This window comes from Chryseobacterium cheonjiense (assembly GCF_012927265.1).
In the GTDB taxonomy this organism is placed as follows: domain Bacteria; phylum Bacteroidota; class Bacteroidia; order Flavobacteriales; family Weeksellaceae; genus Chryseobacterium; species Chryseobacterium cheonjiense.
In genome coordinates, this window is sequence record NZ_JABBGF010000002.1 from 160,153 (window position 1) to 178,058 (window position 17,906).

General features: G+C 35.3%; 24 protein-coding genes. 2 read left to right on the plus strand and 22 right to left on the minus strand.

What is annotated here, in order from left to right; genetic code table 11:
- Nucleotides 1-25: 25 nt before the first annotated feature.
- Nucleotides 26-949, minus strand: coding sequence for a citrulline utilization hydrolase CtlX (gene ctlX, locus HHL20_RS11200; protein ID WP_169231302.1), 924 nt, complete (start codon nt 947-949; stop codon nt 26-28).
- Between the two features lie 600 nt (nt 950-1,549).
- Complete coding sequence (locus tag HHL20_RS11205; RefSeq protein WP_169231303.1) at nt 1,550-2,464, minus strand: dimethylarginine dimethylaminohydrolase family protein; 915 nt, start codon at nt 2,462-2,464, stop codon at nt 1,550-1,552.
- Nucleotides 2,465-2,994: 530 nt separating this feature from the next.
- On the opposite strand from HHL20_RS11205, the gene HHL20_RS11210 reads away from it, so the two are divergent.
- Complete coding sequence (locus HHL20_RS11210; RefSeq protein ID WP_169231304.1) at nt 2,995-3,474, plus strand: hypothetical protein; 480 nt, start codon at nt 2,995-2,997, stop codon at nt 3,472-3,474.
- A 2-nt stretch (nt 3,475-3,476) separates the two neighbouring features.
- Here the strand turns inward: HHL20_RS11210 and HHL20_RS11215 are convergent, their stop codons facing one another.
- The 9 genes from HHL20_RS11215 to HHL20_RS11255 all read right to left on the minus strand — a co-directional run bounded on the left by HHL20_RS11215 (nt 3,477) and on the right by HHL20_RS11255 (nt 11,181).
- Complete coding sequence (locus tag HHL20_RS11215; protein ID WP_169231305.1) at nt 3,477-3,905, minus strand: hypothetical protein; 429 nt, start codon at nt 3,903-3,905, stop codon at nt 3,477-3,479.
- A gap of 113 nt (nt 3,906-4,018) precedes the next feature.
- A complete protein-coding gene (locus HHL20_RS11220; protein ID WP_169231306.1) occupies nt 4,019-5,305 on the minus strand; it encodes a citrate synthase in 1,287 nt (428 codons plus the stop codon).
- A gap of 86 nt (nt 5,306-5,391) precedes the next feature.
- On the minus strand, nt 5,392-6,684 hold the full coding sequence (gene eno / locus HHL20_RS11225) for a phosphopyruvate hydratase (RefSeq protein WP_169231307.1): 1,293 nt from the start codon (nt 6,682-6,684) through the stop codon (nt 5,392-5,394).
- Nucleotides 6,685-6,875: 191 nt separating this feature from the next.
- Nucleotides 6,876-7,433: a hypothetical protein gene (locus HHL20_RS11230; RefSeq protein ID WP_169231308.1), complete on the minus strand. Its 558-nt coding sequence runs from the start codon at nt 7,431-7,433 to the stop codon at nt 6,876-6,878.
- Nucleotides 7,430-7,630 carry a hypothetical protein gene (locus tag HHL20_RS11235; RefSeq protein ID WP_169231309.1) on the minus strand — a complete coding sequence of 67 codons (201 nt, stop codon included), beginning with the start codon at nt 7,628-7,630 and terminating at the stop codon, nt 7,430-7,432. Before HHL20_RS11235 ends, HHL20_RS11230 begins: the two co-directional genes overlap by 4 nt.
- A 69-nt stretch (nt 7,631-7,699) precedes the next feature.
- Nucleotides 7,700-8,257, minus strand: a complete 558-nt coding sequence (locus HHL20_RS11240) for a hypothetical protein (protein ID WP_169231310.1) — start codon at nt 8,255-8,257, stop codon at nt 7,700-7,702.
- A 109-nt stretch (nt 8,258-8,366) separates the two neighbouring features.
- Nucleotides 8,367-9,152 (minus strand): sensor histidine kinase, encoded by a 786-nt coding sequence (locus HHL20_RS11245; protein WP_169231311.1) that lies wholly within the window; start codon nt 9,150-9,152, stop codon nt 8,367-8,369.
- 635 nt (nt 9,153-9,787) lie between these two features.
- On the minus strand, nt 9,788-10,543 hold the full coding sequence (locus tag HHL20_RS11250; RefSeq protein WP_169231312.1) for a hypothetical protein: 756 nt from the start codon (nt 10,541-10,543) through the stop codon (nt 9,788-9,790).
- A 5-nt stretch (nt 10,544-10,548) separates the two neighbouring features.
- Complete coding sequence (locus tag HHL20_RS11255; RefSeq protein ID WP_169231313.1) at nt 10,549-11,181, minus strand: response regulator transcription factor; 633 nt, start codon at nt 11,179-11,181, stop codon at nt 10,549-10,551.
- Nucleotides 11,182-11,364: 183 nt separating this feature from the next.
- On the opposite strand from HHL20_RS11255, the gene HHL20_RS11260 reads away from it, so the two are divergent.
- Nucleotides 11,365-11,784 (plus strand): hypothetical protein, encoded by a 420-nt coding sequence (locus tag HHL20_RS11260; protein WP_169231314.1) that lies wholly within the window; start codon nt 11,365-11,367, stop codon nt 11,782-11,784.
- 55 nt (nt 11,785-11,839) lie between these two features.
- Here the strand turns inward: HHL20_RS11260 and rplQ are convergent, their stop codons facing one another.
- From rplQ to rpsE, 11 genes are all read right to left on the minus strand, one after another.
- Complete coding sequence (gene rplQ, locus HHL20_RS11265; protein ID WP_169231315.1) at nt 11,840-12,364, minus strand: 50S ribosomal protein L17; 525 nt, start codon at nt 12,362-12,364, stop codon at nt 11,840-11,842.
- A gap of 6 nt (nt 12,365-12,370) precedes the next feature.
- Nucleotides 12,371-13,366 (minus strand): DNA-directed RNA polymerase subunit alpha, encoded by a 996-nt coding sequence (locus HHL20_RS11270; RefSeq protein WP_169231316.1) that lies wholly within the window; start codon nt 13,364-13,366, stop codon nt 12,371-12,373.
- Between the two features lie 33 nt (nt 13,367-13,399).
- Nucleotides 13,400-14,008 (minus strand): 30S ribosomal protein S4, encoded by a 609-nt coding sequence (gene rpsD, locus HHL20_RS11275; protein ID WP_169231317.1) that lies wholly within the window; start codon nt 14,006-14,008, stop codon nt 13,400-13,402.
- Nucleotides 14,009-14,027: 19 nt separating this feature from the next.
- Nucleotides 14,028-14,417, minus strand: a complete 390-nt coding sequence (rpsK, locus tag HHL20_RS11280; protein WP_002983263.1) for a 30S ribosomal protein S11 — start codon at nt 14,415-14,417, stop codon at nt 14,028-14,030.
- 12 nt (nt 14,418-14,429) lie between these two features.
- Nucleotides 14,430-14,807 (minus strand): 30S ribosomal protein S13, encoded by a 378-nt coding sequence (gene rpsM, locus HHL20_RS11285; RefSeq protein ID WP_027381318.1) that lies wholly within the window; start codon nt 14,805-14,807, stop codon nt 14,430-14,432.
- A 9-nt stretch (nt 14,808-14,816) separates the two neighbouring features.
- Nucleotides 14,817-14,933 (minus strand): 50S ribosomal protein L36, encoded by a 117-nt coding sequence (rpmJ, locus tag HHL20_RS11290; protein ID WP_007839480.1) that lies wholly within the window; start codon nt 14,931-14,933, stop codon nt 14,817-14,819.
- Nucleotides 14,934-15,043: 110 nt separating this feature from the next.
- Nucleotides 15,044-15,259, minus strand: coding sequence for a translation initiation factor IF-1 (infA, locus tag HHL20_RS11295; protein WP_029297754.1), 216 nt, complete (start codon nt 15,257-15,259; stop codon nt 15,044-15,046).
- 3 nt (nt 15,260-15,262) lie between these two features.
- The gene (secY, locus tag HHL20_RS11300) at nt 15,263-16,642 is read right to left on the minus strand and encodes a preprotein translocase subunit SecY (protein ID WP_066434454.1); all 1,380 of its coding nucleotides are present in this window, start codon (nt 16,640-16,642) and stop codon (nt 15,263-15,265) included.
- A gap of 9 nt (nt 16,643-16,651) precedes the next feature.
- Nucleotides 16,652-17,101 (minus strand): 50S ribosomal protein L15, encoded by a 450-nt coding sequence (gene rplO / locus HHL20_RS11305; protein ID WP_169231318.1) that lies wholly within the window; start codon nt 17,099-17,101, stop codon nt 16,652-16,654.
- A 95-nt stretch (nt 17,102-17,196) separates the two neighbouring features.
- On the minus strand, nt 17,197-17,373 hold the full coding sequence (gene rpmD / locus HHL20_RS11310) for a 50S ribosomal protein L30 (protein WP_029297759.1): 177 nt from the start codon (nt 17,371-17,373) through the stop codon (nt 17,197-17,199).
- Between the two features lie 11 nt (nt 17,374-17,384).
- Nucleotides 17,385-17,906: a 30S ribosomal protein S5 gene (rpsE, locus tag HHL20_RS11315; RefSeq protein WP_029297761.1), complete on the minus strand. Its 522-nt coding sequence runs from the start codon at nt 17,904-17,906 to the stop codon at nt 17,385-17,387.

The window sequence follows — 17,906 nt, forward strand, 5'->3', positions numbered from 1 at the left end:
TGATTTCTAAATGAAACAGAAATTATTATTTTTTCGGCAAGAAAACCTCAGCAAGCATGCAACGTGCACTTCCGCCGCCGTTTACCTCAATGGTATTTAAATCTGAGTAAATAATTTCACAGTATTTTTCTATGGCAGAAATCTGATCTTCATGTAGAGATTTATAAGCGGTTTCGCTCATTACCAAAAACTTTTGCCCTTCTTTATTATTTACCTGAAGCATATTTCCGGCAAACTGCTGCATCTGTTCTTCAGAAATTTCAATAATTTCTTTTCCTGAGTTTTTAATGGTTTCAATAACCTTGCTTCTTTCCAGCTCGTCATCAATGCAATCCAGGCAAATGACAACAAATTTATCGGCCACACACATCATCACGTTGGTATGGTAAATCGGAAGTCTTTCTTCCTCTACCGTCTGGAATGAATGGAAAACAACCGGCGTAAAACCATATTTTTCACAAAATTCTCTGAATAGATTTTCATCAAGTCTTAAAGAAACCGAACCGTAAGCAATTTTGTTGTCGTGATCAAAGATCATGCTTCCTGTTCCTTCAAGATAATGCCCCTGCATTTCCGGGAAAGACCAGTCGTCGATCTCCGAAACCTCATATCCTTGGTCTTTTATGGTTTCGATGATATCTTCTCTTCTTTCCACTCTTCTGTTGGATGCGAACATCGGGTATAAAACCACTTTTCCGTCTTTATGAAAGCTTACCCAGTTATTCGGGAAAATTGAATCCGGAGTGTGGGGATCCAATGTATCTTTTATCGTGATAACGTTGATTCCTTTGCTTCTCAGTTTTTCAACAAAAGCTTTAAATTCTGACAACGCTTTAAACTGCGTATCAAATCCTTTCTGCTCTATTTGAAAATAGTTATTTTTTGCCGTCTCTGCATTAAATCCGAATGCAATCGGCTCTATCATTAATACGGTATCTGTTGTCTGCATAGTTTGTGTTGGAGGGTGTTTTGGGTTTGAGAGTCTGAGTGATTTAATATTTAGTGTTTAGTGTTTAGTGTTTAGTGTTTAGTGTTTAGTGTTTAGTGTAAAATTACTTTTCTTCTTTATTTATTGATGAAAATGTACACCAAGTTTGTGACTGACTCATCATATTCACTACCATCCCGATTATTTGGTTGTATTGATTGTTTAAAATTTTAAATTGTTCTTCATTAATATACTCACAACTTCTTGCAAATTAAAGCCAGGTCTGAGTTTTTCTTGCCTCGCCTTCGGAGTCTGTAAGTTTTGAAATAAAAGATTTCTCATATTTCCTTTTGCCCATGCTTCACTTATATTGGCTGAAACAGAGCGGGAAGATCTTCGTATCTAACCTGTAAGAGAATAACGTTCTTCTGTAGGGAAAATTTTTGAAAGCAGTTAGATTTCCATTGCTGTATCAAAAGATTTCTGATAAACCCGCAAATCCTGATGAAATTTTATAGTGGGTATAATCATTTGTATTTAAGTTTAAAAATATAAATTTTTTAAATAAAAACAATATACACATACTCTAAAAACCTCAAATCCCCTCACTCTTAAACGCTACTAATCTCTTACAAGCGGCATTGTAGAGCATCTCAGCAATCCTCCCATTTTTGAAATTTCGCGATAAGGAATTTCTTCAACGGTCATCCCCCATTCGTTTCTCAGATGGTTGTTCATCCTGGTAAAAGTTTTGTCTGAAACTACTACTTCCGGAGAGATCGAGAATATATTCGGGAACATTTCAAACATTTCTTCTGCCTTCACATGGAAACAGTTTTCTTCCCCGAAAATATCAATAATCAGGCGGTAATCACTTTCGTCTACAAAACCGTCTTTGTAAATGATACATTTGTCTTTACCGATCGGGTTGAAAGTACAGTCCAGATGCAGAATGCCTTCGTATGGAATTTTGTCGTTTTTTTTCAGTTCCAGATCGATAATTCTTTTTTTAGGAAAATATTCCTTCAGAATTTCTATGGCATATTCATTAGTTCTGGCTGTCTTATAGCTTCTGTAGTCTTCGCTGAAGCAGGTTCCGATAAACAGGAAATCGTCCCATACAATGACATCACCTCCTTCAATATGTGCCGTTTCGGGAAGATTGATGATTTTTCTCCACTCTACCTTTTCAAAAATATTCCTGTAGGCTCCCTGTTCATCTGCTCTGTCAGCAATTACGTTGGAAATAATCATTTTGTCATCAATTACAAAAGCGACATCTCTTGCAAAGACCTGATTGTAATCTTCGATAATATTTGGACGCAGGACTTCCACATCATATTTCTTCAATACAGCTTCAAAAGCATTCATTTCATTGATGATAAACTCTTCTTTCGGATAAATGTTGTTTTGTATGGAGTAATAGGATTTGGCATCATAGCTTTCTTCAAGTGCAGGGATGCCGCCCATGGAGTTCGGCTGTCCCAGAACCACTGATTTCAGCCTTCCTGTTTCGTTTTTTATATTTAGTTTCATAAAAATTATGCAATGCTACAAATATAAGTAAAGGTCTGAATCTGGGAAACTTTTGTGGCCTTTTTAGAGCAGTATGACAATATAAATCTATTAAATAATAGTATGGCAGTTTTTTACTTGGGTAATCTGATAGACTAAAACAATTGTTTGCTTAATGAGAGTATTTTTCCAGATAATTTTTTAAGTGAAATTTTTAATATTTTTTTTACAGTATCGTATTAAAATTCATATATTAGTGATATAATAATTAAGCTAAGTTATTAAAAACCAATCAACAAATTATTACATTATGAAAACTAAAAATTCTGTGCTGAAGAATGCACAAAAACTCGACAGAGAAAGACAAAAAACATTTATTGGCGGTGTCTCCGCAGCAAGACGCTGCTGCGAATGGGACTTTGAAACAGGGGCATGTACACTATGGACTTGCGACAGATGCCAGTGTCCATAAGTGAAAATCGGAATTGAGAACCTGCCTTAAAAGCAGGTTTGTTTTTTTATATTGTATTTTCGTAAAATACAAAAACAAAATGGAGAAATCTGACCAATCAGTTCACAGCATCTGCATCGCAAAAATTAAAAGAAGCACAATGAAATCTTATGATTTCAAGTGGACTCAATTTTACGAAAATGATTCTAAAAATTTATTTAAGCACTACCCTTTCGAATTGGACAATGAAGAATTAATTATATCCTCTACTATTATTGATTCAGAAAATTTCAGCATCTTAACTACGAGAAAACTAATTACTCTTGAAAACGGAATATTATTTTATGGATATTTGAAGAACGCAAAAGATCAATTCTATGGAGATTTTAAAAGTGAAAAAAAAGAGTTTACTTTTGGTTCTGTAAAACTTGAAAATGGTATAATTTTGAGATACTTCATTGAAACAGGAAAAGCTTCCATGGTAATGATCCACAGTGTATGGACAGTAATAACTATTCAAAATAGCAGCGAGGAGAGTATAATAAAAGCCACCCGAATATCTAATAAAAAATTGCAGTAACTCTATTTCTTCTCTGTTCTTAAAGCTTTAACTGAATACCAAACTGTGATGAAACTTACAATCAACTGCCCCGGAACCAAAGTCCTTCTGAAAAGCATGCTAAAATCATTAGCTCTTTTATAAATAAAGGGAACCCACCTTTCTTCGGTTTCGTAAAAGTACAGATAATAAACAGTTCCGATTCTGAAAATTAAAAGTGCAAGACTAATGAAAAAGAGTAATTTTAAAGATTGCCTTGTAGAGACCAGAATAATCAAAGTAAACGCACATAGAAAGCAGATAAACATTTCCATCTGATAGAAGATCACGTTTACCAAGCTGTATGTCGGTGAATAATCTGCCGGTTTGGTATGCAGCATTTCTAGAAAATCGAACGTTTCCAGCATGAGGAAAAGTCCGTACACAATGTACAGGACAATATTAATCCTCATTATCTTTTTTAATGAATTTAATTTCTCATTTTCCATACTTTAAGTTAAAAAAATTCTACGAAATAAAAAATCCCAAAGCAAGCTTTGGGACTATTTATCATCATAAGAAAATATTATCTGTTTACCATATCAATGTAATCTCTTTTCTGAGCACCTTGATATACCTGTCTTGGTCTTCCGATAGGATCTCCTTTTATTCTCATTTCTTTCCATTGAGAAATCCATCCAGGAAGTCTTCCCAATGCAAACATTACTGTGAACATTTCTGTAGGGATTCCTAGTGCTCTGTAAATAATACCTGAATAGAAATCTACATTCGGATATAGTTTTCTTTCCACGAAGTATTCGTCTTCCAAAGCCACTTTTTCCAACTGCATTGCAATATCCAATGCTTTATCGTGAATACCCAATGCGTTAAGAATATCGTCTGCAGCCTTTTTAATGATTTTCGCTCTTGGATCAAAGTTTTTGTACACTCTGTGTCCGAAGCCCATTAAACGGAAGCTGTCATTTTTATCTTTAGCTTTTGCTACCCATTTGTTTACATCGCCACCATCTTTTTCGATAAGCTCAAGCATTTCGATTACCGCTTGGTTTGCTCCACCGTGAAGTGGTCCCCAAAGCGCAGAAACTCCTGCAGAAACAGATGCAAAAAGACCTGTGTGAGCAGAACCTACCATTCTTACGGTAGAAGTAGAACAGTTTTGTTCGTGATCTGCGTGAAGGATTAATAATTTATCTAAAGCACCCACAACAACAGGATCAATCTCAAACTCCTGATTTGGCATTCTGAAAGCCATTTTGTAGAAGTTTTCTACGTAATTCAGGCTGTTGTCTCCGTGGTTAAGCGGTAATCCCTGGGTTTTTCTGTACGTCCATGCACAAAGGTGAGAGAATTTTGCAATAAGCAATTCTGCAGCATGATCCATTTCTTCTTTAGAGTTAACATTAACCGCTTTTGGATTAAACGCCGTTAAAGCAGAAGTTAATGAAGAAAGAACTCCCATAGGGTGAGCAGAACGAGGGAAAGCATCGATGATTTTTTTCATCTCCTCTGCTACGAAGTTATATTTTTTAATGTTTGATTCGAAAGAACTGTACTGATCCTGAGTAGGCAAATCACCGTGTAATAAAAGGTACATTACTTCTGTGAAGTTTGATTTATCGGCAATCTGCTCGATCGGATATCCTCTGTAGAATAATTCTCCTTTATCTCCATCCAAGTAAGTGATGTCACTAAGTGTAGCCCCGGTATTCTTATACCCTAAATCAAGTGTGATCAGACCTGTCTGGTCTCTTAATTTTGAAATATCGATTCCTCTGTCTCCGATAGTACTATCCACAATTGGATATTCATACGAATTACCGTCGTAATTCAATATTACTTTGTTGTCTGACATTATTTATTTTTTTTCTAAATATACTACTTATTACAAAACACGGCAAACTAAAAATTTCGCTTGCCGTTATTTATAATTTCGATTAATTATCTTTTGATTTTAAAAGCATCCAGTCCCGGGAACACTGCAGTATCACCAAGAGCTTCTTCAATTCTCAACAGCTGGTTGTATTTTGCCATTCTGTCTGATCTTGAAGCAGATCCTGTTTTGATCTGTCCGCAGTTCATTGCCACCGCTAAATCAGCGATTGTAGAATCTTCTGTTTCCCCTGATCTGTGAGACATTACGGAAGTAAATCTGTTGTTCTGTGCCATTTGTACAGCAGCCATAGTTTCAGAAAGAGAACCGATCTGGTTTACTTTTACTAAAATTGAATTGGCGATTCCTTCTTTAACTCCTCTTGATAGTCTTTCAACATTGGTTACGAATAAATCGTCACCTACTAACTGTACTCTGTCACCGATTTTATCTGTTAACATTTTCCATCCTTCCCAGTCGTTTTCCTGCATACCGTCTTCAATGGAGATGATCGGATATTTTGCAGCCAGCTCAGCCAGGTAAGAAACCTGCTCACTGCTTGAGAACTGGGCAGCATCCGGAGTCTGGAATTTTCTGTAATCGTAGATCCCGTCTTTGTAGAATTCGGAAGCAGCGCAGTCAAGTGCCAGCATAATATCATCACCAGGCTTGTAACCTGCTTTTTCGATGGCCTGAAGCAAAGTATCCAACGCATCTTCAGTTCCGGAGAACGTTGGCGCAAAACCACCTTCATCACCTACTGCAGTTGAAAGTCCTCTTGAATGAAGTATTGATTTAAGGTTATGGAAGATTTCAGTTCCCTTTCTTAATGCGTGGGAAAAAGAATCTGCTTTCACCGGCATGATCATAAATTCCTGAAATGCGATGGGCGCATCTGAGTGAGAACCACCATTGATAACGTTCATCATCGGAACAGGAAGAGTATTGGCATTTACACCGCCAACATATTTGTATAAAGGCATTTTCAGTTCGGCAGCCGCCGCTTTTGCAGCAGCCAGAGATACTCCCAAAATTGCATTGGCTCCAAGATTACCTTTATTGTTTGTTCCGTCAAGATCAATCATAATCTGATCGATAAGGTTTTGGTCGTATACCGGAAGACCTACCAATTCTGGTGCAATTACCTCTCTTACATTCTCAACAGCTTTAAGAACACCTTTCCCCATATATTCTGAACCGCCGTCACGCAATTCTACTGCTTCATGCTCTCCTGTAGATGCTCCGGAAGGTACTGCAGCACGACCCATTGCCCCGCTTTCTGTAAATACATCTACTTCTACTGTAGGATTTCCTCTTGAATCTAAAATTTGTCTCGCTTCTATGTAAGAAATGTAACTCATTGTTCGTTTTTTTATAGTTCAGACAAATTTAATCAATTTTTAACTTTTTAAAGCAGATGAGTAGCAATTTATACGTTTATTCAGAGTTAAATTTTAGTTAATATTCCAATTAAAATTAATTAAAATCGCAAATTCCGGCCATAATTATTCAGCAACAGTAATTAATATTGTTAATTTTAGAGCATTCCTTTTTACTGATCTAAATTATATTTTTTCCGCTCTTCAGGTGTAAGGACTCTCAATGTCTTAGCCTGTTCCGCTTTAGCTTCATTAGCGGCTGTTTCAGAGATTTTTTCCTGTAATGAGACTATTAAATTTACAACTTTATCAAAGCTGTTAAAGTAATTATCGCTGTTACATTGCTCAGGGAAATTCACACAGTGTTCTTCAAGCCTGTATAATGCATCTCTGAGCATGTTTACCGGAGCTGTTCTTTCTCCCAGTTTGGATAATGTTTCGGCTATTTTTGTTATTTGTTCAGCAGATACACTATCTCCTGTTTTCAATTTACCCGTGAGTTTACTGGTAATATCCGTTGTTGTTGCTATTGCAGCATCGGGCTGAACTTCTGATAAAATCTTACTGATCTTACCATTGGCATCAAGACTTATAACAGCTCCTCTGCGTGTGGCATCATATGACATCTGATAATTTGATCCTTTGTTTTGAAGCTCTTTCAAAGTGGCTTTATGTCTTATATTACAGGACAAAAATGACAATATTACGAGCAGATAAAAAATTTTTTTCATGGCATTACATTATAAATTGAGTTTTCTGTTTCATCAAATCTTGCATTTCCTTTTTGAAGCACTATTGCTAATGCTGAAAATTCCTGAAAGTCCAAATCATCTATAATTTCGGGATTTGAATCTTTTAGCTTCAATATAACTTTCCCTTTTTTTGAAGTTATATTCCATTCTAATAAGTAATCAACAATTAGTTTCATGGTAATTTTTTTATGTTAATTAGTATTTATTTTTAATTGTATTTGTATTAGCAATCATTTAAAGTGTTATCAAGAAACATTGTTTTTCTGTTTTTCATTTGTTTTAATAAGTAAATAGCCTGCGCTACTTGTTCCCATTAAAGCTAAGGCATAATTATCAAAAACCGGAAACTCTGTGGTATTGGTAATGAATTGGCAGACAAATACTAAGCCGAAAATAATATTAAACAATAAAGCCTGATAACGGTGTACACTTATTCCACCGGCATCTGATAGTATATCTCTTATAAACCCATTGCTATCAGTATTTATTTTAGGATTGGGTACTTCATTATCAATATATGTTGCTACACTTGCTGTTCCCACACTAATTCCCAGTAAAAGTAAAATTGATGGTTCTTTCAGTTTCAAAAGCAAATCAAAGTTACCATTGTTTCCCATACCGGCGCACAAACATATTATTACAATCATTGTCCAGTAAAACAATTGACTTCTTGAAAAGCTAAATGTTTTTTCTGGTCCAGTATTGCCAGTCTGCGTATCTTTTAATAAATCTGTTTTTACAGCGAGCCACATTCCGAATATAAAAATGGCTACAGGAAGAATGAATTCGAATAAAATTTTCATGGTTATTAATTTTTAATTTATACTTCAAAGTTATTTAAAAAATGTACGTCTATCGGTTAATCAAAAAGATAATTCTATATAAAGTGACATTCCGGTTAAAAAAATTGTCTTACAAACTTATACTGAAAAACAGATGGGTTCCGTTTTCAGCAGTAATTTCACAATGACCGTTCTGTTCCTGCATTCTTCTTTTCATATTGCGAAGTCCGTTTCCTTCAGGATTATTATTGTTAATGCCAATTCCGTTGTCGGAAATCTTCATAATAAATTCTTCCTCTTTTTGGATGAATGATAATTTAATCTCATTGGACTGACTGTGTTTATATGCGTTATTCAAAGCTTCTTTTAAGCATAAGAACAAATTTCTCCTTTGCTCAGTTGAAATGGTTGTTTCTTCAATTATCTTTTCGCTTTCTGTAATGATTACAATTGTTGTTTTCTTAAGAAAATTTTGGGCATATATTTTAGCATAATCGATAAAGCTTCCGAGTGTGTCATTCCCTGCATTGAGACTCCAGAGCATCTCTCTCATGGAAAGGTTCATTTCCTCTGAGGTTTTCAGAAGTTCTTCGATATCGTTTTTAAGCTCTTCATTTTCAGCCCGTTGTTTTAAAAATTCTGCCTGCAGCTTCAAAGCAGAAATTCCTGCTCCGAGATCATCATGCATATCGTGTGAAATTCTTTCTCTTTCTTTTTCGATAAGCTTTTGTTTTTCAAGTTCTTTCTGAAGCAGTTGGTTTTGGTATTCGGATTCTTTGAGCTGCTGTTCACGCAAGTGAAGCAGTTGTCTTTTATTATACATTAAAACAACAACAATGATGAAGATTACGAAAATCATCATTATGGAAATAGCTATGATATAAGCAAGCTTTATATCGTCTTCAATATGATTCATGGCTGATTTTTTTATATTTTATCAGAGAAATGTAAAACATTACATACATCCCCATATTGATAAAGTTCTGTCCAAGTTTCAGAAAATTTAAAAACTCTCTGTCTTCTTTCGCAAAATAAAACATTGGCGTTACCCTAAAAAGAAAAAAGCAGCTCCACATCAGCAAGGCTGTAGAAATCCAGAATGTAGGATCATCGGTAATTTTACGTTCGTTAAAAAAAGATATTTTATAATAAAACCATAGCAGTGAGATTACAATATAAAAAAGGGTAATTGTGATGCCTATTTTATGATCAAAGTCTTCGCCTGAAAAATTAGTTTGTATTAAAATATATCCCAATGACGAAATTGCAGTTACCAGTAATATTCTCTTTGCAGTCCCAGAAAATAGTTGTAGGAAGTAAAAAGAAAAAAACAATATACAAAATATGAAATAGAGATTGTACTGTAAACCGACTTTGACATTCGGATTTATAATATTTCTTATGAAAGATACGCACTCATTGATGAAGGTAATTAATAAGTAGATAAAAAGATAATTCTGGGCAGAAAAAGAATATTTTCTACCCAAAATGAATGATTTCAAAATCGTAATAAGTAATACAATTTTATATACAATTCCGATGACCATGGTCTTATGGTTTTAGATCACCTGCATCATACCCTTCATCCATTGATCCATCACTGTATACGGCATGAACAGCAAAAGAAATACGGTCATATTTATTAGCATATCTATTGTATTCACTGCCATTATCATCTTTAGCTTGGCAAAAGTAGATCATAGCTAAATCAAGCCGAGAAATATTACTTTTATCTTTTATTATAAAATAATCATTAATTTCTTTTATTTTGTATAGAATACATTCGGTTGCGGGCTTACCGTTAAATCCTGTTTGTGTTGCTAATGAAGATTGATAAGACTTAATTTTTTTCTGCAGATTCACATCACTTTGAAATGTATTATTAATCAAAACAAACTTATCATCGGAACTAATATCTTTATAGTTATCATTATTTGAAAAAGCTACACCCAAATTCAGTTTAGAATTATTCGAATCTTGGATAAAATAAAACTTTGCATACATGTAGTTTGTATGTTTTTCAATTAATTCTTTAAAATTTGGGTAATCTAAAGTAAATTTATCAATCAGATTTGGATGTTTTAATGCTACTTGAGCAAACTTTGTAGTATATTGGCTTTCAATATGAGCCGGAATCATTTCAATAAAAACCGCAGCACTGTCCGTACTCTTAGTAACCGTATCAGCCGACGCAGAGTTCGTACTATCGATATTACTATTACTTGTCTCAGTTTTTTCTTCTTTTTTACAGCTCAACAATGCAAAACAAAATAGTATTGCAATGAATAAAGATTTTAAGATTCTCATAATTCTTAGTTTTTAAAATGATTAAATTTATTAATAGCCTCCACTTTATTATTGACATGGAGTTTTCTGTAAATATTTCCTACATGTTTTTTTACGGTATCAATACTGATGAATTTCTTTCCTGCAATTTCTTTGTACAGTAAGCCTTGAGACAGCAGTTCCAGAATTTCCTTTTCTCTTTCCGTTAATTCATCAAATCCTTTAATTTCGGGAAGTTTTCTTTCGAAATGACTTAATACCTTTCTTGCGATGGAAAAGCTCATAGGTGCACCTCCATTGTAGACGTCACGGATTGAGGAGAGTATCTTATCCATACTTTCACCCTTTACAAGATATCCCATAGCGCCGGCCTTCAGGGAATTGAAAACTTTTTCGTCATCTTCAAAGCTGGTACACATGATAAACTGTGTGTCCGGAAGTTCTTTCTTAAGCTTTTCAATGACTTCAATACCCATCATATCCTGCAGCTGAATGTCCATCATTACGACATCCGGCGAAACGTCCGGAAGATTTTGTAATGCGTCTCTTCCATCAAAATACTGGGCAACTACTTTCATATCATCCTGATAATTGATGATCTTCTTCAGTGCATTGTTATAATTCTTTTCGTCTTCAACGATAGCTATGGAAATACTCATGTTCAGGATTGTTTAGGTACAAATTTCAACAGAAAATAAACGGAAGTCAATTACTCTTTCGGGTAATTTTAAAAGATTTAAGTTTCATTTGTTGGTTTAGTTTTTTGTTTTTATTAAATTTAATAAAAAATATTTTATTTGTAAAAATATTTAACAATCAACACATTAAAAAAAAATAACATCATGAAAAAGGGACTTTTCGCAGTATTCGCAGTCATTGCACTATCATTTACAAGCTGCAAAAAAAGTGAAAGCGGGAATAAGAGTGTGCTAAAATCAGACAGATCAGGAGTAGTAATGGCAGATAATGGTAAGGCAGACTCAACCGTTCAGTACGAAACCGATGTCAACGGGAAAAAGTATATAAAAACAGATTATGTTTATAAGGCAACCGACGGAAGCCTGGCGAAAGTAGTTTTTAATTACGAAGAGAAGACAATGAGCGTAAGAAGCAACAATAAAACATTTATTCTTAATAAGGTAGAATCGAAAGGCAATGAAACGATCTATGAAAAGATGGATATGAAAGCTACGGTAAAAGGAGACAGCCTGATTCTTGATCAGGGCAACAATGTGATCGAGCTTGTAAAAACGAAAATCTAAAGCATAAAAAAACCGTTCAGAATCTGAACGGTTTTTTTTGTATCTGAAATGAATATTATTCTTCAGTTTTTTCCTCTGTAGAATCAGCAGCTTCAGCAGTTGGCTCAGCAGCTTTTTCTTCTACTACAGGAGCTTCAGCTACTACAGCTTCTTTCTTAGCTGTTGCAGATCTTCTGCTTCTTCTTGTTGTTTTCTTCTCTTCAGCATTAGGGTTGTAAAGCTCATTGAAGTCTACCAATTCGATAAGAGCAGTATCGGCAGCATCACCAGGTCTGAAACCAGTTTTGATGATTCTTGTATACCCACCGTTTCTCTCAGCGATTTTAGGTGCTACAGTTCTGAACAATTCAGCAACCGCTTCTTTATTTTGAAGATATGAAAAAACAATTCTTCTATTGTGTGTAGTATCTTCTTTTGCTTTTGTTAATAGAGGCTCAACATATACTCTTAAAGCTTTTGCTTTAGCAACAGTAGTGTTGATTCTTTTATGCTCAATTAGAGAACAAGCCATATTAGAAAGTAAAGCACTTCTGTGAGAAGCTGTTCTTCCTAAGTGATTGAATTTTTTACCGTGTCTCATTATTAATTATTTATCAGCGTCTAACTTATATTTTGCAACGTCGAAACCGAAGTTAAGACCTTTTGAATGCACTAATTCTTCTAGTTCTGTCAAAGATTTTTTACCAAAATTTCTGAATTTCATCAAATCAGACTTACTGTAAGAAACCAATTCTCCAAGAGTTTCTACTTCAGCTGCTTTCAGACAGTTAAGGGCTCTTACGGAAAGATCCATATCTGCTAATTTAGACTTAAGGAGTTGTCTTGTATGAAGAGTTTCTTCATCATATTGAATAGATGCTTTTACAGCTTCAGTTTCCAGCGTGATTCTCTCATCAGAGAACAGCATGAAGTGATAAATTAATATCTTAGAAGCTTCTGTTAAAGCATTCTGAGGACTGATAGATCCGTCAGTTTCTATATCTAATACAAGTTTTTCGTAGTCTGTTTTTTGCTCTACACGATAATTTTCAATGCTATATTGTACTTTCTTGATTGGCGTGAAAATAGAGTCGATGGCAATGGTACCTATTGGCGCATTGTTTGACTTATTTTGTTCAGAAGGAACGTATCCTCTACCTTTTTCAATATTGAAAGTAATTTCGAAAGTTACATCACTGTTTAGGTTACAGATCACTAAATCCGGGTTAAGAACCTCAAATCCGTTGATAGATTTTCCTAAATCACCAGCAGTAATAATCGTCTGACCCGAAACTTTAGCAACAACCTGCTCATTAGACTGGTTTTCTGCCGTAGATTTTAGTCTTACCTGTTTAAGGTTAAGAATAATTTCGGTAACATCTTCGATTACTCCTGGAATAGTTGAAAATTCGTGCTCTACACCTTCTATTTTGATAGATGAAATAGCATAACCTTCCAGAGAAGAAAGCAACACTCTTCTCAAAGCATTACCGATTGTAAGCCCGAAACCTGGTTCTAGTGGTCTGAATTCAAATTGACCTCTAAATTCATCAGAGTTAAGTAAAATTACTTTATCGGGTTTTATGAATTGTAAAATTGCCATATTATTGGGTTGAGCAAAAATTTGATTAAAAAATTATTTAGAGTAAAGTTCGACGATAAGCTGTTCCTTGATGTCCTCCGGAATCTGGATTCTTTCAGGAGCAGAAACGAAAGTACCTTCTTTCTTCTCATCGTTGAATTGTAACCACTCATAATTTGCTTTAGAAGCCAATGCGTTGGTAACTACTTCAAGAGACTTAGACTTTTCTCTTACAGCAATTACATCACCAGCTTTTACCAAATATGAAGGAATGTTCAGGATTTCCCCGTTCACAGTGATATGTCTGTGAGAAACCAATTGTCTTGCAGCAGATCTGGTTTTAGCAAAACCTAATCTGTATACTACGTTATCCAATCTTGATTCGCAAAGTTGTAATAGAACTTCACCTGTTACTCCTTTACTTCTGTGTGCTTTGTCGAATAAGTTAGCAAACTGTCTTTCTAAGATACCGTAAGTATATTTAGCCTTTTGTTTTTCTGCCAACTGAACTGCGTATTCAGATTTTTTAGCACCTCTTCTTTTGTTAGGACCATGTTGTCCCGGTGGTTGGTTTTTTCTTTTCTCGAAGTTTTTGTCATCTCCGTAGATTGCAGCACCAAACTTTCTTGCAATCTTAGTTTTAGGACCAATATATCTTGCCATAATGGATAAATTCTAAAAATTAAACTCTTCTTCTTTTTGGTGGTCTACATCCATTGTGTGGCATAGGAGTCACATCAATGATTTCGCTAACTTCAATTCCTGAATTGTGGATAGATCTGATTGCAGATTCTCTACCTGCACCAGGACCTTTCACAAACACCTTTACTCTTCTTAATCCAGCTTCGTGAGCTACAGCAGAGCAATTTTCAGCTGCCATCTGAGCAGCAAATGGAGTATTCTTTTTAGAACCTCTGAAACCCATTTTACCGGCAGAAGCCCAAGAGATAACCTCTCCGTTTTTATTTGTTAAAGAAATGATGATGTTATTGAAAGAAGCCTGAATATGCGCTTCCCCAATAGCCTCAACTTTTACTTTTCTTTTCTTAACTACTTTAGTTTGTTTTGCCATAATTCCTAACGATTATTTACTAGCTTTTTTCTTGTTAGCAACAGTTTTTCTCTTTCCTTTTCGGGTTCTAGAGTTGTTTTTCGTTCTCTGGCCTCTTAAAGGTAATCCAAGTCTGTGACGTATTCCTCGTTGGCATCCTATGTCCATTAATCGCTTAATGTTCAATTGCACTTCAGATCTTAATTCTCCTTCTACTTTAATGTTTTCGGAGATATAGTTTCTGATTGCAGCCAATTCATCGTCATTCCATTCGTTGACTTTCTTGTCTTCGCTGATACCGGCAGCTTTAAGGATTTCTGAAGATGTACTTCTTCCAATTCCGTAGATGTAAGTTAAACCGATAACACCTCTTTTGTTTTTTGGTAAATCAATACCTGAAATTCTCGCCATAATTTAATTTTAGCCTTGTCTTTGTTTAAATTTTGGGTTCTTCTTGTTGATTACGAACAGTACACCTTTTCTGCGTACGATTTTGCAATCAGCACTTCTTTTTTTAATTGATGCTCTTACTTTCATTTGAAAATATTTATTTTTTTAACTGCCAAATGTAATCTTAAGATTTCATTTTGAGTATTTATTTTTAACAACAGCCAAATGGAACGTTTGCTCCATCTGGCAGATTGTTTTTAATATCTAAATGTAATTCTCCCCTTAGACAAATCGTAAGGAGACATTTCTAATTTTACCTTATCACCAGGTAATAACTTAATATAGTGCATACGCATTTTACCGGAGATATGAGCGATGAGTACATGCCCATTTTCCAGCTCAACACGGAACTGAGCGTTCGAAAGTGCTTCCGTGATAACGCCGTCCTGTTCAATATGTTTTTGTTTTGCCATAAATTAATATCCAGTCGTTCTTGATAATTTAGACTGCATTAAGCCATCATAATGATGGTTCAGCAGATAGGTATTAATCTGTTGAACAGTATCTAAAATTACTCCCACCATAATCAATAGTGACGTTCCCCCGAAAAATAAGGCGAACGCATCTGTCTGAACAAAGCTTCCGTGTACAATTGCCGGAAGGACTGCAAAGATAGATAAAAAAATTGCACCTGGCAAGGTAATTTTTGATAAAATGTCATCTAAATAATCAGCGGTCTCTTTTCCTGGTCTCACCTTCGGTACTAAACCTCCATTTCTCTTCAAATCATCAGCCATCTGGTTTACCGGAATTGTGATCGCAGTATAGAAAAACGAGAAGATAATAATCAATAGCGCAAACAGCACATTGTACTGCCAGCTAAAAACATTCTTGAAGCCTGCAAGAAAAGTGTTTGACTCATCTACTTTTGTTAATAATCCCGGAACGAACATCAACGCCTGCGCGAAGATAATCGGCATTACACCGGCAGCATTTACTTTCAATGGAATCCACTGTCTTGCGCCCTGCATAAGATTTCTGTTTACACCTCCTCTTGCCTGAGCTCTGCTTACATACTGGATTGGTATTTTTCTTACAGCAACGGATAACACCACTGCCAAAAGAACTACCAACATCCAGAAAATCACTTCAATAAGGATCATGATAGACCCCATTCCTCCTTTTCCGTTCTGAACTGCCATTTCCTGTACGAATGCTTCCGGTAATCTTGAAAGGATCCCCACCATAATAAGGATAGAGATACCGTTTCCGATACCCTTGTCGGTGATTTTCTCACCCAACCACATTGCGAATACTGAACCGGCAACCAAGATTACAATACTTGGCAACCAGAACATGATGGAATTTGGCTCTACATAATATGCAGATGAGAACTGAGCATATGGTAAGAATAATTGAGTAATAGAAGTTAAATAAGAAGGCGCCTGTACAAGACAAACTCCGATTGTTAACCATCTAGTTATCTGATTCAATGTATTTCTACCTGACTCTCCATCTTTCTGAAGTTTCTGAAGATAAGGGATAGCCATCCCCATCAACTGAACAATAATAGAAGCAGAAATATAAGGCATGATACCTAACGCCATTACGGAAGCGTGGCTGAAAGCCCCCCCCGTAAACGACGAAAGCAAGCCAAGGAGACCTGCTCCTTGCTTGTTACCGCCTTGATTTTTATAATGCTCTAAGAGATCTCCTACTTCTGCAAGATTAATTGCAGGTAAAGAGATATAAGATGCGAATCTATACACAAGGATAATTCCTAAAGTAAAGATAATTTTATCTCTAAGTTCTTTAAGACTCCAAATATTTTTGAGGGTTTGTATAAATTCTTTCATTAGTAATTATTATAAGGTAATTGCTTTTCCACCTGCTTTAGCGATAAGCTCTTCAGCAGATTTAGTGAATTTGTCAGCTGAGATAGAAACCGCAGATTTCAATTCTCCTCTACCCATAATTTTCACTAATTCGTTTTTAGTTGCTAACCCGTTAGCTACCAAAACTTCTTTTGTAATATCTCCAGTAATAGATTTATTTTCAATTAAAGTCTGGATAGAATCAAGATTAATAGCTCTAAACTCTTTTCTGTTTACGTTTTTGAATCCGAATTTAGGTAATCTTCTTTGTAAAGGCATCTGACCTCCTTCAAAACCGATTTTCTGAGAATATCCGGCTCTTGCTTTTTGTCCTTTGTGACCTTTTGTAGAAGTACCACCTTTTCCGCTACCTTGTCCTCTACCAATTCTTTTTGAATTGAAAGTTGATCCTGCAGCTGGTTGTATATTGTTTAAATTCATTTTTTTATTGATTTAAAGATTAAATAAATTAAAGATTAAAAAATTCCGACTAAAATAGAAAGAATATTTTAATCTTTTAATCTTTGAATTTTTAATTATTTTTGAACTTCAAGTAAATGACTAACTGCAGCTATCATTCCTAAAATAGAAGGAGTAGCTTCGTGTTCTACAACTTGGTGAAGTTTCTTTAATCCTAATGCTTCAAGCGTTCTCTTTTGGGTTTTTGTTCTTCCAATAGCGCTTCTTACTTGTTTTACTTTGATTGTTGCCATTGTTTTATCTATTAACCGTTAAACACTTTACTTAGTGAAACTCCTCTCATTCTAGCAATTTCTTCTGGTCTTCTGATATCCAATAACGCTTTGAAAGTAGCTTTCACAACGTTGTGAGGGTTTGAAGATCCTTTAGATTTTGAAAGGATATCGTGAATACCAGCAGACTCCAATACCGCTCTTACCGCACCACCGGCGATAAGTCCTGTACCGTGAGAAGCAGGTCTTAAGAAGATATCAGCACCACCGTATCTTGCAGAAGTCTGGTGAGGGATAGTGTGGTTCATTACAGGAACTTTCACAAGGTTTTTCTTAGCGTCTTCAACTGCTTTAGCAATTGCAGAAGCAACCTCTTTAGATTTTCCTAAACCGTAACCGATCACTCCTTCTTCATTTCCAACAACAACGATTGCAGAAAATCCGAAAGCTCTACCTCCTTTCGTTACTTTTGTTACTCTGTTAACAGCTACGAGACGATCTTTAAGTTCTAATCCTCCCGGTTTTACTCTTTCTATATTATCTAGTCCTAACAT

What these genes read in the sequence shown, in the direction of transcription:
- ctlX (WP_169231302.1), bottom strand. Translation starts at nt 949, where the DNA reads ATGCAGACAACAGATACCGTATTAATGATAGAGCCGATTGCATTCGGA.
- HHL20_RS11205 (WP_169231303.1), bottom strand. Translation starts at nt 2,464, where the DNA reads ATGAAACTAAATATAAAAAACGAAACAGGAAGGCTGAAATCAGTGGTT.
- HHL20_RS11210 (WP_169231304.1), top strand. Translation starts at nt 2,995, where the DNA reads ATGGAGAAATCTGACCAATCAGTTCACAGCATCTGCATCGCAAAAATT.
- HHL20_RS11215 (WP_169231305.1), bottom strand. Translation starts at nt 3,905, where the DNA reads ATGAGGATTAATATTGTCCTGTACATTGTGTACGGACTTTTCCTCATG.
- HHL20_RS11220 (WP_169231306.1), bottom strand. Translation starts at nt 5,305, where the DNA reads ATGTCAGACAACAAAGTAATATTGAATTACGACGGTAATTCGTATGAA.
- eno (WP_169231307.1), bottom strand. Translation starts at nt 6,684, where the DNA reads ATGAGTTACATTTCTTACATAGAAGCGAGACAAATTTTAGATTCAAGA.
- HHL20_RS11230 (WP_169231308.1), bottom strand. Translation starts at nt 7,433, where the DNA reads ATGAAAAAAATTTTTTATCTGCTCGTAATATTGTCATTTTTGTCCTGT.
- HHL20_RS11235 (WP_169231309.1), bottom strand. Translation starts at nt 7,630, where the DNA reads ATGAAACTAATTGTTGATTACTTATTAGAATGGAATATAACTTCAAAA.
- HHL20_RS11240 (WP_169231310.1), bottom strand. Translation starts at nt 8,257, where the DNA reads ATGAAAATTTTATTCGAATTCATTCTTCCTGTAGCCATTTTTATATTC.
- HHL20_RS11245 (WP_169231311.1), bottom strand. Translation starts at nt 9,152, where the DNA reads ATGAATCATATTGAAGACGATATAAAGCTTGCTTATATCATAGCTATT.
- HHL20_RS11250 (WP_169231312.1), bottom strand. Translation starts at nt 10,543, where the DNA reads ATGAGAATCTTAAAATCTTTATTCATTGCAATACTATTTTGTTTTGCA.
- HHL20_RS11255 (WP_169231313.1), bottom strand. Translation starts at nt 11,181, where the DNA reads ATGAGTATTTCCATAGCTATCGTTGAAGACGAAAAGAATTATAACAAT.
- HHL20_RS11260 (WP_169231314.1), top strand. Translation starts at nt 11,365, where the DNA reads ATGAAAAAGGGACTTTTCGCAGTATTCGCAGTCATTGCACTATCATTT.
- rplQ (WP_169231315.1), bottom strand. Translation starts at nt 12,364, where the DNA reads ATGAGACACGGTAAAAAATTCAATCACTTAGGAAGAACAGCTTCTCAC.
- HHL20_RS11270 (WP_169231316.1), bottom strand. Translation starts at nt 13,366, where the DNA reads ATGGCAATTTTACAATTCATAAAACCCGATAAAGTAATTTTACTTAAC.
- rpsD (WP_169231317.1), bottom strand. Translation starts at nt 14,008, where the DNA reads ATGGCAAGATATATTGGTCCTAAAACTAAGATTGCAAGAAAGTTTGGT.
- rpsK (WP_002983263.1), bottom strand. Translation starts at nt 14,417, where the DNA reads ATGGCAAAACAAACTAAAGTAGTTAAGAAAAGAAAAGTAAAAGTTGAG.
- rpsM (WP_027381318.1), bottom strand. Translation starts at nt 14,807, where the DNA reads ATGGCGAGAATTTCAGGTATTGATTTACCAAAAAACAAAAGAGGTGTT.
- rpmJ (WP_007839480.1), bottom strand. Translation starts at nt 14,933, where the DNA reads ATGAAAGTAAGAGCATCAATTAAAAAAAGAAGTGCTGATTGCAAAATC.
- infA (WP_029297754.1), bottom strand. Translation starts at nt 15,259, where the DNA reads ATGGCAAAACAAAAACATATTGAACAGGACGGCGTTATCACGGAAGCA.
- secY (WP_066434454.1), bottom strand. Translation starts at nt 16,642, where the DNA reads ATGAAAGAATTTATACAAACCCTCAAAAATATTTGGAGTCTTAAAGAA.
- rplO (WP_169231318.1), bottom strand. Translation starts at nt 17,101, where the DNA reads ATGAATTTAAACAATATACAACCAGCTGCAGGATCAACTTTCAATTCA.
- rpmD (WP_029297759.1), bottom strand. Translation starts at nt 17,373, where the DNA reads ATGGCAACAATCAAAGTAAAACAAGTAAGAAGCGCTATTGGAAGAACA.
- rpsE (WP_029297761.1), bottom strand. Translation starts at nt 17,906, where the DNA reads ATGTTAGGACTAGATAATATAGAAAGAGTAAAACCGGGAGGATTAGAA.